This window comes from Mycobacterium sp. KBS0706, from assembly GCF_005938675.2.
GTDB lineage: Bacteria > Pseudomonadota > Alphaproteobacteria > DSM-16000 > Inquilinaceae > Inquilinus.
On sequence record NZ_VCCH02000056.1, the window covers coordinates 1 to 13662 of the forward strand.

Sequence of the window (13662 nt, forward strand, 5' to 3'; positions counted from 1 at the left end):
CCGAGCTCGCGCCGGAACTCGCGCCATGTCGCCTCGTAGAGCCGCCGGGCGGGGGCGTCCAGCGCGGTCGGCGCCAGCTCGCGCTGCACCTCGGGCCAGCCGGCGATATCCTCCGGCCGTCGGCGCAGTCCGATCGCCCTGGAGCCCTTGTACAGGAGATCGGCCATCACCTTGCGGTCCTCCGGGTTCGGCTCCCAGCTCCAGTTCTTCCAGCGGCCCTTGGCACGGCCGATGCGCAGCCGCTTCATCAGGATGCGGAATCCGTCGAGGTCGCCGGTGACGCCGCCCGCGGCGTCGGCCAGCAGCCGGCCGAGATAGGACAGCTCGTGCGGCGCTTGGCCGGCGGTCGCGCTCATATAGATCGTGAAGGCGGCCGCCGCTGCCATCTGCCGGCAGACCAGCCCCTGCTGCGAGTTCGGGTTGCGGATGCGATGGGCCTCGTCGATCACCACGATCGGCCAGGTCCGCTTGGGCGTGCCGTGCTTCGCCAGCTCGTTGTTCTTGGCCCGGGTCGAGCGCCTGGTGCTGACCGGCGGCGGCGCCAGCAGCGACTTGGTCTTCTCGAAATTGATCAGCGTCACCCGCTTCGCCGCGGTGCCGGAGCGGGCGATGGTCCGGCGCCATTGCGGCACGGCGCCCTTCGGGCAAATCACCAGCACGTCAGCCTCCGGCATCGCCGCGACCGCCAGCCAGGCCGACAGGGTCTTGCCCAGCCCGGTCAGGTCGCCCAGCAGGAAGCCGGGCCGGCCTTGAGCGCGAGCCGTCAGGATGGCGTCTCGCGCCACCGACTGGTGCGGCCGCGGCACGAAGTCCGGGCCTTCGTCGGCGGGGCGGATCGTGGTGGGGTCGAGGGGCTTCATCGCCGCTTTCCTGGCCCGATCCGAGGCAAAGCGCAATGGCACCGGTCGCGATCCTTGATCGGCACCGCGGCAGGACGCGCTCCCGATGTCCAGAACAATGGTATGACATTTCTGTTACGTCATTGTTTTTGCTTTGTTTTACGGATTTCCAGGAGCATGGTGCGCCGCGTCATCCCCGAAACGATCGCTTGCGATCAGAGGTTTCCATGAGGAAGAGCTTATTCTGTGGGGCCGCGCTGACGGTCCTCGCGGTCGCATGCGCGGCCCAGGCCGAGGATGCGAACGTGACCTCGGGCCTGCAGCTCAAGCTTTCGGGCCGCGTCGGCTTCCTGGCCGGCGTGCTGTTCAACGACAACCGCAGCCCCGACATCGATCGCGACTATGATTTCGAGTCCGGCGCGCGACTGCAGTTCGACATCAAGAACGTCACCGATTCCGGCCTGGAATACGGTGCCCGCATCCGCTTCAACAATGTCGACCGCCGCAACAACGTCACCGTCGACCGCACCTATGTCTACCTGAAGGGCGGCTTCGGCACGGTGACCCTCGGCGATGCGCCCTACATCGCGGAGGACTTCCACGTCTACGCGCAGCAGACGCTGGGCTCGAAATTCGGCCTCGACACCGACTGGGGCAACGGCTTCCGCAGCCCCGGTACCTGGATCGGCGGCAGCGACGCGTTCTTCGCCGTGGCGCCGTACCAGCAGTTCGGCGGGATCAACACCAAGGACACGAAGGTCAAATACACCTCGCCGAGCTTCGCGGGCCTGTCCTTCGGCGTCGACTTCACGCCTGTCGTCGGCGGCAACGGCCATGCCGGCAATGGCGGCCGCAACGATCTGATCAACGATAGCAGCACCGTCTACGAGAATGTCATCGGCGGCGGCATCGACTACCAGCAGACCTTCGACAGCACCGCGGTGCGCGTCGCCGGCATGGCCTATAACGGCAACGGCGTCAGCGGCAACCACGACCTCGAGGCCTACTACCTGGCCGGCCAGGTCGGTTTCGCCAACGGCATCTGGGCCAGCGCCAGCTGGACCCATTTCTCCAGCACCTTCCGCGCTGATGCGGCGATCGACTCGATCGTCGGCGACCTGTCCTACACCACCGGCCCGTGGCTGGCCTCGATCGGCTATGCCTATACGACGGCGGAGAAGAACAACGGCCTCAACTCCAGCTTCACCGACGGCGATGACCTGAAGACCAGCCACAACGTGATCGGCACGCTGGTCTACAACGCGGCGCCGGGCCTTGACCTGTTCAGCGAACTGCGCTGGGAACGGGACGAGTTCCGCCAGGGCACGGACTTCGAGACCTCGTCCCTGAGCGTCGGCACCATACTCAACTTCTGATCCGGACCGGGGCGTGGGAGAACCGCGCCCCGGCCGCCTTCAGGCCGGCATTGGCCCTCTCTATTGCCAGACATTTCGCTGGCCGCAAGAGTTTGATCGAAATCTGAAAATAGGATGAAATGATCATTCAATGTGAATTGAATTTAGAAAAGATCATATGTCAATTGGTCTTCTGGAATTTTTGCACAAGGTCAGATAAGGACATATTGTAATAATCTAATGAATTTGGACAGGCTGAATTCACGGTGAGATAACGGTACTTTAGTAGGATCTGGATATTGCTGATGATGGCGGTGGCGGGCCGAGGTAGTTCATCACTCTCCGCCACCGTATGGAGGAGCACCATTTTCGGGCTGTGGAGGCCCAACCGTCATGTTCAAGATGTTATTGCTCGTCTGCGCGACCGGTGTGTCGCCGGCGGATTGCCAGATCGATACCGCGATCGACGTCATCCAGGGACCAGCGACGGCAAGCGCGGCGGCCTGCGCCTTTCAGGGGCAGGCCCAGCTGGCGGATACGGCCCTGCCGATCCGGCCGGGAGAGACCTATCTGAAGGTGCGATGCACGCGCGAGATCGCCGCCGCGCGGGAAAGGACCCGACCCGGAAAGCCTCCGGTCGAGGAGGCCGCCGCCTCGGCGTTGTATCGCTGATCCGGCGAACGGGCGGTCACCCCGCCCGCAGGTATTTCGCGCTGCTGTCGTGCTCGAACAGATACAGCAGCGTGCGCAGCGCCTGGCCGCGTGGTCCTTCCAGCTCCGGGTCCTTGTTCAGGATCAGGGCGACGTCGTCCTTCGCCACGGCCAGCAGGTCGCCCTGCGAGTCGATGTCGGCGACGCGGAACTCCGGCAGGCCGCTCTGCCGCGTGCCCAGCACCTCGCCGGCGCCGCGCAGCCGTAGATCCTCCTCGGCGATGCGGAACCCGTCCTCGGTCTCGCGGATCGTCCCCAGCCGCTGCCGTGACGTCTCCGACAGCGGCGGCGAATAGAGCAGGATGCAGCGCGAGGCGGCATCGCCGCGCCCGACCCGGCCGCGCAGCTGGTGCAGCTGGGCCAGGCCGAAGCGCTCGGCATGCTCGATCACCATCACCGTCGCCGCCGGCACGTTGACGCCGACCTCGATCACCGTGGTGGCGATCAAGAGGTCGATGCTGCCCTCGGCGAAGCCGGCCATCACCGTATCCTTGTCCGCCGCCTTCATCTTGCCGTGCACCAGCCCGACCTTCTCGCCGAACATGCGGCGCAGGTCATCGAACCGGTCGGTCGCGGCGGCCAGGTCGCTGGTCTCGGATTCCTCGACCAGCGGGCACACCCAATAGGCCTTGCCGCCGCCCGCGAGATGCCGGCCGATTCCGGCCACCACCTCGTCGATCCGCTCGGCCGAGACGGCCCGGGTGTCGACCGGGGTGCGCCCCGGCGGCTTCTCGGTCAGCTTCGACACATCCATGTCGCCATAGGCGGTCAGCTGCAGCGTGCGCGGGATCGGCGTCGCCGTCATCACCAGCACGTCGACGCCCTCGCCCTTGGCCGAAAGCTGCAGCCGCTGATGCACGCCGAAGCGATGCTGCTCGTCGATCACGGCCACGGCCAGGTCGGCGAACTCGACGCTCTCCTGGAACAGCGCATGGGTGCCGACGGCGATCCGGATCGACCCGTCGGCCAGTCCCGCCAGCGTCTCCTTGCGTGCCTTGCCCTTGTCGCGGCCGGTCAGCAGGCCGGGCTCCAGCCCGACCGGCTGCAGCAGCGCCGCCAGCGTCTCGCGGTGCTGCCGCGCCAGGATCTCGGTCGGGGCCAGCAGCGCCGCCTGGCGGCCATCCTCGACCGCCGTCAGCATGGCCAGCAGGGCGACCACGGTCTTGCCGCTGCCGACATCGCCCTGCAGCAGCCGCAGCATCCGGTTCGGCGCCGCCATGTCGGCATAGATCTCGGCCAGGGCCAGGCGTTGGGCGTTGGTCAGGGCGAAGGGCAGGGCGGCCTCGACTTGGTGCCGCAGCGTTCCGTCGCCGGTGGTTGGCCGGCCGGGGCGCTGGCGGGTGGAGCGGCGGAACAGCGCCAGCGCCAGCTGGTTGGCCAGGAGTTCGTCATAGGCCAGTCGCTGCCGGGCCGGGGCGACGGGCAGCAGGTCGGCCGCATCCTCCGGCGCATGCGCGCGGCGCAGCGACTCCTGCCATCCGGCCCAGCCGCGGCGCTGCAGCCAGGCGGCGTCCTGCCATTCCGGCAGCTCCGGCGCCCGGGCGACGGCGTCGGCGACCACCTTGGCCAGGGTGCGCGGCTGCAGGCCGGCGGTCAGCGGATAGATCGGCTCGACCACCGCGATCGCGTCGCGCTCCTCCAGCGTGCCGACCCGGTCGGGATGCGGCATCTGCAGGTTGCCCTGGAACTGCTCGATCCGGCCGGAGACGATGCGGGTCTGGCCGATCGGGAAGGTCGTCTCCAGCCATTTCGCCTGAGCGTGGAAGAAGACCAGGTCGATCCTCCCGGTCGGATCCGAGGCGCGGACCCGGTGCGGCGCGCGGGCGGACGATCCCCAGATATGGCCGTCGATCCTGAGGGTCAGGGTGACGATGCTGCCGGTCTGGGCCTCGCGCAGGCTGACCACCCGGCGCCGGTCGATCACGCCCGAGGGCAGGTGCCACAACAAGTCCAGTGCCTTCGGCCCAGCCAGTCTTTCGACCAGCCGGGCGATCTTCGGACCGATGCCGTGCAGGGATTCGATGGCAGCAAAGAGCGGGAAGAGGATTTGCGGACGCAAGGCTCGGGTCTATATGGGGCTCACGTGGACACGCACCTTAAGCCAATGACCGAGCCAATCGATAGCGCCGCTGTCGCGCCGCTGCGCCGTCGCCTGCGCTTCCGCAGCTGGCATCGCGGCACCCGTGAAGCCGACCTGCTGCTCGGCGGCTTCGCCGACGCCGTGCTGGACCGACTCGACGCGAATCAGCTCGCCCGCTACGGCGAGTTGCTGGAGAACAACGACCCCGATCTGTGGGACTGGGTGACCGAGCGGCTGCCCGTGCCGCCCGAGTCCGACAGCGACGTGCTGCGGCTGCTGATCGACTATGCCCGGTCGCGGGGGCGCATATGAGCGCCCTGGCCGAGCCCGTCGCCCGCGGCACCGTCCGGCACCGTGCCATCGGCGGCGTGCCGCAGGGCCAGGATGCGCGGCTGATCGCCGAGCTCGCGCGCAAGGCCGGCGACAAGGGCCTGCTGCATGTCGCCAGCGACGACGCCCGGCTGCCGGCGCTGGAGGCGGCGCTGGCCTTCTTCGCGCCCGACCTGCCGGTCGTGGTGCTGCCGCCCTGGGACTGCCTGCCCTATGACCGCGTCTCGCCGAATCCGGAGACGGTGGCGGAGCGCGTCGACGGGCTGACCCGCCTGCTGCTGCCGCGCGAGCCCGGCCGGCCCTTCGTCGTGCTGACCACGATCGGCGCCGCGATGCAGCGGGTGCCGCCGCGCGAAGCCTTCGCCGAGGCCAGCCTGTCGGTGGCCCCGGGCCAGCGCATCGATCTCGAGGCCCTGCAGGGATTCCTGGCCCGCAACGGCTATGTCCGGGCCCAGACGGTGCGCGAGCCGGGCGAATTCGCCATCCGCGGCGGTATTGTCGACCTGTTCCCGCCGGGGACGGAGGAGCCGCTGCGGCTCGACCTGTTCGGCGACGAGCTGGAGAAGATCCGCCGCTTCGACCCGATGTCGCAGCGGACCACCGGCGAGGTCGACCGGATCACGCTGAAGCCGATGGGCGAGGTGTTCCTCGACCCGGCCTCGATCGCCCGGTTCCGCAGCGGCTATCGCGAGCTGTTCGGCGCCATCAATGACGACGACCCCCTCTACGAGGCGGTGTCGGCCGGCCGCAAGCAGGCCGGCATGGAGCACTGGCTGCCGCTGTTCCACGACCATCTCGACACGGTCTTCGACTACCTGCCCGAGGCGTCGGTCACGCTGGACTATCAGCTGGAGCAGGCGCGCGACCAGCGCTTGGCCCAGATCGCCGATTTCTACGAGGCACGGCTGACCCATCAGGCGGCGCAGAAGAAGGCCAAGGGCGTGCCCTACCGGCCGATTCCGCCCGATCGCCTCTATCTCGACGTGGCGGAATGGGATGCCGGCCTCGCCGGCCGGCCGGTGGCCGCGTTCTCGCCCTTCGCCCCGCCCGAGGGCGGCACCGACGCCGGCGGCCGCCGCGGCCATGATTTCGCCGAGGCCCGGGCCAATCCCGAGGTCAATCTCTACGCCGCGGTGCGAAATCACATCGGCGAGCTGAAGACGGCGGGCAAGCGCGTGCTGATCGCCGGTTACACCACCGGCGCCCGCGACCGGCTGCGCACGATGCTGTCGGAGCAGGGCCGCGCCGACTTCGCCGTGGCCGAGAGCTGGGCGGGCGTGGAGAAGACCAATCCGGCCAGCGCCGTCATGGTGGTGCTGCCGTTGGAGCACGGATTCTCGGCGCCGGACCTCGCCGTCGTCACCGAGCAGGACATCCTCGGAGACCGGCTGACCCGGCCGCAGAAGAAGCGCCGCAAATCCGAGCAGTTCATCGCCGAGGTCTCGGCCCTGGCCGCGGGGGACATTGTCGTCCACCAGGACCACGGCATCGGGCGCTACGAGGGGCTGGAGACGCTGACCGTCGGCGGCGCGGCGCATGACTGCCTGCGCATCGTCTACGAAGGCGGCGACAAGCTGTTCGTCCCGGTCGAGAACATCGAGGTGCTGTCGCGCTACGGCTCCGGCGACATGGCCGTGCAGCTGGACAAGCTGGGCGGCGCCGGCTGGCAGGCGCGGAAGGCGCGCGTCAAGAAGCGGCTGAAGGACATGGCGGAGGAGCTGATGCGGATCGCCGCCGCCCGCGCCCTGCGCACCACCGCCGCGTTGCCGCCGCCCGAGGGGCTGTACGAGGAATTCGCGGCCCGCTTCCCCTATGCCGAGACTGAGGACCAGCAGCGCGCCATCGACGAGGTCCTGGACGACCTGCAGGCGGGCCGGCCGATGGACCGGCTGGTCTGCGGCGATGTCGGCTTCGGCAAGACCGAGGTGGCGCTGCGCGCCGCCTTCGCCGCTGCCGCCAATGGCGTGCAGGTGGCGGTGGTGGTGCCGACCACGTTGCTGGCCCGGCAGCATTTCCGCACCTTCTCCGAACGCTTCAAGGGCCTGCCGCTGCGCGTCGCCCAGCTGTCGCGCATGGTCACGCCGAAGGAGGCCAAGCTGGTGCGGGACGAACTGGCGGCCGGCACCATGGACATCGTCGTCGGCACCCACGCCATCCTGTCGAAGCAGGTGTCGTTCAAGAATCTCGGCCTCGTCATCGTCGACGAGGAGCAGCATTTCGGTGTGAAGCAGAAGGAGAAGCTGAAGGCGCTGCGCGAGGACGTGCATGTGCTGACGCTGACGGCCACGCCGATCCCGCGCACGCTGCAGATGTCGCTGTCCGGCGTGCGCGAGCTATCGCTGATCACCACCCCGCCGATCGACCGGCTGGCGGTGCGCACCTTCGTCCTGCCTTTCGACCCGGTGATCATTCGCGAGGCGGTGATGCGCGAGCATTTCCGCGGCGGCCAGACCTACTATGTCTGCCCGCGGATCGAGGATCTGGCCGAGCTGCACCAGACCCTGCTGGAGCTGGTGCCGGAGGTGAAGATCGCCGTCGCCCACGGCCAGATGCCGGCGACCCTGCTCGAGGAGGTGATGAGCGCCTTCTACGACGGCCAGTTCGACGTGCTGCTGGCCACGGCAATCGTCGAGTCCGGCCTCGACGTGCCGTCGGCCAACACCATGGTGATCCACCGCGCCGATTTGTTTGGACTGGCCCAGTTGTATCAGCTGCGCGGCCGTATCGGCCGGTCGAAGCTGCGCGGCTATGCCTATCTGACCTATGCGCCGCGCAGGGCGCTGAGCAAGACGGCGCAGCAGCGGCTGCATGTGATCGAGACGCTGGACACGCTGGGCGCCGGCTTCACTCTGGCCAGCCACGACATGGATATCCGCGGCGCCGGCAACCTCTTGGGCGAGGAGCAATCGGGCCATATCCGCGAGGTCGGGGCCGAGCTGTACCAACAGATGCTGGACGAGGCGGTGCGTGCCGCCCGTGCCGGCGTCAGCGCCGTGGAGGATCTGGCCGACAGCTGGACGCCGCAGATCAATCTCGGCGTGCCGGTGCTGATCCCGGAGACCTATGTCGCTGATCTGCAGGTGCGGCTCGACCTCTACCGCCGGATCTCGGCGCTGGAGGGGCAGGCCGAGCTGGACGGCTTCGCCGCCGAGCTGATCGACCGCTTCGGCGCCCTGCCGGAGGAGGTCGAGAACCTGCTCGAGCTGGTGGCGATCAAGCGCCTGTGCCGCGCCGCCGGGGTGGAGCGGCTGGATGCCGGGCCGAAGGGCGCGGTGATCGGCTTCCGCGACAACCAGTTCGCCAAGCCGGACAAGCTGATCGGCTTCATCCAGCGCATGGCGGGGGCGATCAAGGTCCGCCCGGACCAGAAGCTGGTCTACGCCCGTGGCTGGGAGACGCCGCAGGACCGCGTGATCGGCGCCCGCAAGCTGGTGCAGCGTCTGGCGGATCTGGCGGGGTAGGATCGTCGTAGGTTGGATTCGCGTCGCGAACCCAATATGTTCGCCGAGATGGTGGGCTCGACCGACAAGGGAGAGTTGCATGCCGAGACGTAATATCGTGCCCACGGATCAGCTCGCCGACGCGGCTTTCCAGCGATTGCGGGAGGCCGCACGGAGCGGCTTCGCCGATATCGAGGAAGGCCGATATCGAGACGTCTCGTCGGACGATTTGAAGGATTTCATCGCTGAGATCGGCCGCCGCGCCAGCGCCACGCTGCGAAACATCGGATAGCTGCCGGCGGGCCACGGGTTAGGGGCCGCTACTAAGCCCGCTCCGACAGTGGTGCCGAGACGGCGTGCTCACGGGCCAAGTCGAGCAGCGGCAGGAAGGCGCTCGGCTCCTGCGCGCCGGAGACGGCGTAGCGGCCGTCGAAGACGAAGCAGGGCACCGCCTGGATGCCGAGCTGCCGGGCGCGGAGGTCGGCCGCCTGGATCTCGGCGACGCCGATCTCGCTGGCCAGGACCCCGGCCACGCGGCGGCGGTCGAAACCGAGCTCTTCCGCGATGTCGATCAGGATCTCGCGGTTGCCGATGTCGAGGCCGTGAACGAAATAGGCGGCGAACAGCGCGTCGACCATGCGGTCGGACTCGCCCAGTTCGCCCGCGTGGCGGATCAGCCGGTGCGCCTCGACCGTGTTCGGGGTGCGGCGGATGACGCCCTGGTTCAGGGGCAGGCCTTCCTTGCCGGCGGCCTCGGCGACCACGGCGTTGATCTGCCGCATGCGTTCGCGCCCGCCGAATTTGGCGATCATGTAGCTCTGCCGGTCGACACCCTGCTTCGGCATCTCCGGATTGAGCTGGAAGGGCTGCCAGCGGATCTCCAGCCCCGGCAGGGGCCGCATCGCCAAGGCGCGCTGAAGCCGGTGCTTGCCGATGTAGCACCAGGGGCAGACCACGTCGAAGAAGATGTCGATCCGCATTCACCCAGTATCCCGCGGGGGACGGCGTTTGGGAATGGGATCGGCTTCCTGTGCGGCCACGCCCGCGTCGCGATCGGCGATCTCGCCGGCCAGAAGGCCGACCGCCAGCGTGTTGTGCTCGGCTTCCTGCGCCTCAAGCGCGGACTTGGCCCGGCGGTCGCGCCGCAGCAAGTCCGCCTTCACGGCCCGTTCGACCCGCTCCGGGTCGCGCCGCCCGCCGCCTCGATTGCGCCAGTTCGGCATATCAGGGCCGCCTCGGCTTCGTCTTGCCGGCCCCGACCCTGGTCTTCAGGATCTGCCGCGCGGCGCGGTATTCGGTGCGGAAGCGCAGCAGTTGGCCGCAGAGGAAAGCGATGCGCCGCTTCAACTGCTGCTCCGGCGCGGTCTCGCCGCCCAGGATCCGGCCGTCGGCGGCGGTGACGAAATCGCGGATCGCCGCCTCGACCCCGGATGGCTCCAGGTTGTGCGCCAGCCGGTTGCGCAGGCGGTTCAGCTTCTCCGCCGCGTCCAATATGTCGTCCAGCGCTTCGTTCTTGATCAGGGCGCGGGCGAACTGGGTCTTGGTGAAGAAGTTGATCTGCAGCCCGTCCAGCACCTCCGGGTTCGGCAGCATCTCGTGCAGCAGGTTGTTGATCTCCTCCTCCAGCAGGAGATGGCCCTTGAGGATGATCAGGGTGGCGTCGTCGGTCCGCGGGAAGTGGCGGAGGAACGTAAGCAGGGAGTCCTGGATATCCATGGCAACCGCGTGGCCGGAGGAGGGGCATCATCCGGGGGGCGGCCGCGGCTGGCAAGCGCGGCGATGCCGCGCCCGGCCGACCGCATGACGTGTCGCCGCCTTCGCAGTCCGGGTCGGTTCCAGGCTAGCGGCAAGGTCCGGCATCCCGGTTAATGCGAGCCGTGGCTAGTCAGCAGCCGGCGATCGAGGGCTCCCATGGCGGATGACGATATCGACCTGAACGCGCTGAACGACGAGGAACTCGTCGAGCAGATGTGGGACGACCTTTACGACGGCCTCGCCGATGAGATCGTCGAGGGCGTCAGCATCCTGCTGGCGCGCAAGTGGACTCCTTACGACGTGCTGACCAAGGCGCTGGTCGAGGGCATGCGCATCGTCGGCATCGATTTCCGCGACGGCATCCTGTTCGTGCCCGAGGTGTTGCTGGCAGCCAACGCCATGAAGCGCGGCATGGGCATCCTGCGGCCGCTGCTGGCCGAGACTGGCGCGCCCAAGGTCGGCAAGATGGTGATCGGCACAGTCAAGGGCGACATCCACGACATCGGCAAGAATCTGGTGTCGATGATGATGGAGGGCGCCGGCTTCGAGGTGATCGACCTCGGCATCAACAACCCGGTCGAGAACTACCTGAAGGCGATCGAGGAGCATCAGCCCGACATCGTCGGCATGTCGGCGCTGCTGACGACGACGATGCCCTATATGAAGGTGGTGATCGACACGCTGAAGGAGCAGGGGATCCGCGACGACTACGTTGTGCTCGTCGGCGGTGCGCCCCTGAATGAGGAATTCGCACGGGAAATCGGCGCCGACGCCTATTGCCGCGACGCGGCGGTGGCAGTGGAGACGGCCAAGGACTTCATGCGGCGCAAGCACAACCAGGCGGGGCGCGCGACGGCCTGAGGCCCGAGCGGTTCGGGGTGGCCGGGGTCGCCCCCGGCCCGGACCGGACGCTGCTGATCGCTTGCGGTGCCCTGGCGCGCGAGACGCTGGCCGTGATCCGTGCCAACGGCATCGCGGACCGCGTCGCCGTCACCTGCTTGCCCGCCATCCTGCACAACCGGCCGGAGCGCATCGCCGACCGGCTGCGCCGGCGCATCCGCACCGCGCGGGCGATGGGCTGGACGCGCATCCGCATCGCCTATGCCGATTGCGGCAGCGGCGGCGCAATCGATCGGGTGGCGGCGGAGGAGGGGGCCGAGCGCATCGGCGGCCCGCATTGCTACGCCTTCTTCGCTGGAGCGGCCGATTTCGACCGGTTGATGGAGGAGGAGCCAGGCAGCTTCTTCCTCACCGACTATCTGGTCCGCCACTTCCACGCCCTGATCGTCGAGGGCATGGGGCTGGACCGCCACCCGGAGCTGCTGCCGATGATCTTCGGCAACTACCGTCGCCTGGTGTACCTGGCCCAGACCGAGGACCCGGCGCTGCAGGCTCAGGCGAAGGCCGCGGCGGAGCGGCTGGGCTTGGGCTATGAGTATCGCCATACCGGCTATGGCGAGTTCGCGCAGTTCGTGGCGGCCTCCGCCTGACCCTTCATCGATCGAGAGACTTCATGCCGCAGCTCATCATCGTCTCCTGGCGCGACATCCCAAGCCAGGTCACCGCCAAGGCCGGCCGGCGCGACCAGGCCAAGGTGCTGCTGTCGCAGCGCTTCCAGGACGCGATCGACCGCGCCGCCATGCGCGGCAAGGCGCGCGACGCCGACAGCTATCTCGAGGAATGGAAGAAGTCCGAGCCGGTTGAGTGCAGCGATGACCTGCAGGCTGAGGCGGAGGCGGCGGCGGCGCGGATCGAGGCGGAATACGACGACGCCCGGCTGCGCGCCCTGGTCGAATCCGGAGGCATCGCGGGTTGAGACAGTTCGGATGGACCGCGAGTCGAGATCCGCGAACCGACGATCCGGGTCCGTTCAGCCAGGCGGCATTTGGATGCCCCGGGCGACCAATAGAGAGTGGAAGCGGTCGGAATCTCGCTCGACCGCTCGCTTCACGTTGCGCGAGGCTTTCCCCATTTGGAGGGGGGAATCGTGCACAAAGTCCTATTGTCGGCGGCCGCAGTGGCGCTGGCCGCCTGCTCATACAAGATGCAACAGCCCTTTGATCCGGCCGCCTACGATGCCTTCAAGGGCACGGGAACCGGGAGCGTCGCTGGACAGGCATTTCTCCGCCAGCAGGGCGGCGGTGTCGTGACCTGTGCGGGCGCGAAGGTTATGGCACTTCCGACGACGGCATATACGACCGAGCTGATCGAGGCGGGCAAGTATCGATCGAGATTCGATCTTGGCGATCCTCAGGCGCAGCCGGTCTTGACCGCGGTCAAAAAAGAAGGGATTTGCGACGCCCAGGGAAACTTCAAGTTAACTGGTCTGAAGCCGGGCAATTGGATTGTGTTTACGGAAGTTTCCTGGAGTGTCGGTTACAATGCCCAGGGTGGGCTCGTCTCCGCCCCTGTCGCCATCGTGGACGGCCAGACGGCGAATGTCATTATCAGCCGATGAATGTATGTCGGCGGCATCGCGGGCTGAGGGCCGCTTAGGCAGATCCCGGGGTGGGATCTGCCAACTGCCGGTGCAGATCCATGCGGTCATGCAGGATACGGACGACCTCGATCAGTTCGTCCGTCTCACAATAGAAGATGACGTGTCGTCCGCTGGAGATGCTGCGATAGCCGGGCCGGATCTCGTCGCGCATCCGGCCGAGGCCCGGCACCTTCCGAAGCTGGATGAACCGCGCCCGGATCTGGTTGAGATACCCAACTTTCTGATCGGGACCCCAGGTTTCGGCGGTGTAGCGGCCGATGGCCCGCAGATCCTCCTGCGTGGCCACCGTGACGACGAGCCGTTTCACAGGCGAGCGAAGAAGTCTTCGAGCGCGTCGTCGCTGTCCAGGACCGTAACGCGGCCTGCGGCGAGGTCGGCTTCGCCCTTTGCCAGTTCGTCGCGCAGGCGCTCCAGCTTCAGGCGACGGATCTCGTCATGCTCCTGCATCAGGCGCAGGGCTTCCCGCACGACCTCGCTGGCGTTGTTGTAAAGGCCGGACTCCACCTTCTCCCGGACCAGTTCCTCCAGCTTGGGTGTCAGTGAGATGTGCATGCCCAGAATCTCCTCGCCGGCATGATAGGCGAATTCCAAACATTGACAAAGTGCGGCGGCAACAGTGCTGACGCGCCTGCGGCAGGCGATGCCGCTGCAA

At 67.7% G+C, this 13662-nt stretch carries 16 protein-coding genes; 9 read left to right on the forward strand and 7 right to left on the reverse strand.

The annotated features are described in order from the left end of the window. A partial coding sequence (locus FFK22_RS26170) for a DEAD/DEAH box helicase family protein (RefSeq protein ID WP_143956874.1) occupies positions 1–860 on the reverse strand: 860 nt, incomplete at its 3' end. A 206-nt stretch (positions 861–1066) separates the two neighbouring features. Between FFK22_RS26170 and FFK22_RS26175 the strand changes: the two genes are divergently transcribed. Continuing rightward, a complete protein-coding gene (locus FFK22_RS26175) occupies positions 1067–2215 on the forward strand; it encodes a porin (protein WP_186002654.1) in 1149 nt (382 codons plus the stop codon). Between the two features lie 372 nt (positions 2216–2587). Beyond that, positions 2588–2866: a hypothetical protein gene (locus tag FFK22_RS26180; protein ID WP_186002655.1), complete on the forward strand. Its 279-nt coding sequence runs from the start codon at positions 2588–2590 to the stop codon at positions 2864–2866. Between the two features lie 16 nt (positions 2867–2882). Here the strand turns inward: FFK22_RS26180 and recG are convergent, their stop codons facing one another. Continuing rightward, the gene (gene recG / locus FFK22_RS26185; protein ID WP_138887776.1) at positions 2883–4964 is read right to left on the reverse strand and encodes an ATP-dependent DNA helicase RecG; all 2082 of its coding nucleotides are present in this window, start codon (positions 4962–4964) and stop codon (positions 2883–2885) included. Between the two features lie 45 nt (positions 4965–5009). Here recG and FFK22_RS26190 point away from each other — a divergent pair, with 45 nt between their 5' ends. The 3 genes from FFK22_RS26190 to FFK22_RS26200 all read left to right on the forward strand — a co-directional run bounded on the left by FFK22_RS26190 (position 5010) and on the right by FFK22_RS26200 (position 9047). Then, complete coding sequence (locus FFK22_RS26190; RefSeq protein WP_138887775.1) at positions 5010–5297, forward strand: succinate dehydrogenase assembly factor 2; 288 nt, start codon at positions 5010–5012, stop codon at positions 5295–5297. After that, entirely contained in the window at positions 5294–8776 is a 3483-nt protein-coding gene (gene mfd / locus FFK22_RS26195) for a transcription-repair coupling factor (protein ID WP_138887774.1), read from the forward strand. Before FFK22_RS26190 ends, mfd begins: the two co-directional genes overlap by 4 nt. Positions 8777–8855: 79 nt before the next feature. After that, the gene (locus FFK22_RS26200) at positions 8856–9047 is read left to right on the forward strand and encodes a hypothetical protein (protein ID WP_138887773.1); all 192 of its coding nucleotides are present in this window, start codon (positions 8856–8858) and stop codon (positions 9045–9047) included. A gap of 31 nt (positions 9048–9078) precedes the next feature. On the opposite strand, the gene FFK22_RS26205 is transcribed toward FFK22_RS26200, so the two are convergent. Genes FFK22_RS26205 through FFK22_RS26215 form a run of 3 tightly spaced genes read right to left on the reverse strand, consistent with a single transcriptional unit; the run spans position 9079 to position 10471 of the window. Continuing rightward, positions 9079–9735, reverse strand: a complete 657-nt coding sequence (locus FFK22_RS26205; RefSeq protein WP_138887772.1) for a DsbA family protein — start codon at positions 9733–9735, stop codon at positions 9079–9081. Beyond that, entirely contained in the window at positions 9736–9978 is a 243-nt protein-coding gene (locus FFK22_RS26210; protein WP_138887771.1) for a hypothetical protein, read from the reverse strand. Position 9979: 1 nt separating this feature from the next. Then, on the reverse strand, positions 9980–10471 hold the full coding sequence (locus FFK22_RS26215) for a hypothetical protein (RefSeq protein WP_138887770.1): 492 nt from the start codon (positions 10469–10471) through the stop codon (positions 9980–9982). Positions 10472–10666: 195 nt separating this feature from the next. On the opposite strand from FFK22_RS26215, the gene FFK22_RS26220 reads away from it, so the two are divergent. The 4 genes from FFK22_RS26220 (at position 10667) to FFK22_RS26235 (ending at position 12968) form a co-directional block, all read left to right on the forward strand. After that, complete coding sequence (locus tag FFK22_RS26220; protein WP_138887769.1) at positions 10667–11371, forward strand: B12-binding domain-containing protein; 705 nt, start codon at positions 10667–10669, stop codon at positions 11369–11371. Positions 11372–11388: 17 nt separating this feature from the next. Beyond that, positions 11389–12000 carry a DUF1638 domain-containing protein gene (locus FFK22_RS26225; RefSeq protein ID WP_138887768.1) on the forward strand — a complete coding sequence of 204 codons (612 nt, stop codon included), beginning with the start codon at positions 11389–11391 and terminating at the stop codon, positions 11998–12000. A gap of 23 nt (positions 12001–12023) precedes the next feature. Beyond that, on the forward strand, positions 12024–12326 hold the full coding sequence (locus FFK22_RS26230) for a virulence factor (protein ID WP_138887767.1): 303 nt from the start codon (positions 12024–12026) through the stop codon (positions 12324–12326). 171 nt (positions 12327–12497) lie between these two features. After that, the gene (locus tag FFK22_RS26235; RefSeq protein WP_138887766.1) at positions 12498–12968 is read left to right on the forward strand and encodes a hypothetical protein; all 471 of its coding nucleotides are present in this window, start codon (positions 12498–12500) and stop codon (positions 12966–12968) included. 34 nt (positions 12969–13002) lie between these two features. On the opposite strand, the gene FFK22_RS26240 is transcribed toward FFK22_RS26235, so the two are convergent. Both FFK22_RS26240 and FFK22_RS26245 read right to left on the reverse strand, forming a co-directional pair. Then, the gene (locus FFK22_RS26240) at positions 13003–13296 is read right to left on the reverse strand and encodes a type II toxin-antitoxin system RelE/ParE family toxin (protein ID WP_221938863.1); all 294 of its coding nucleotides are present in this window, start codon (positions 13294–13296) and stop codon (positions 13003–13005) included. A 17-nt stretch (positions 13297–13313) separates the two neighbouring features. Further along, on the reverse strand, positions 13314–13562 hold the full coding sequence (locus FFK22_RS26245; protein ID WP_138887764.1) for a type II toxin-antitoxin system ParD family antitoxin: 249 nt from the start codon (positions 13560–13562) through the stop codon (positions 13314–13316). Positions 13563–13662: the final 100 nt, after the last annotated feature.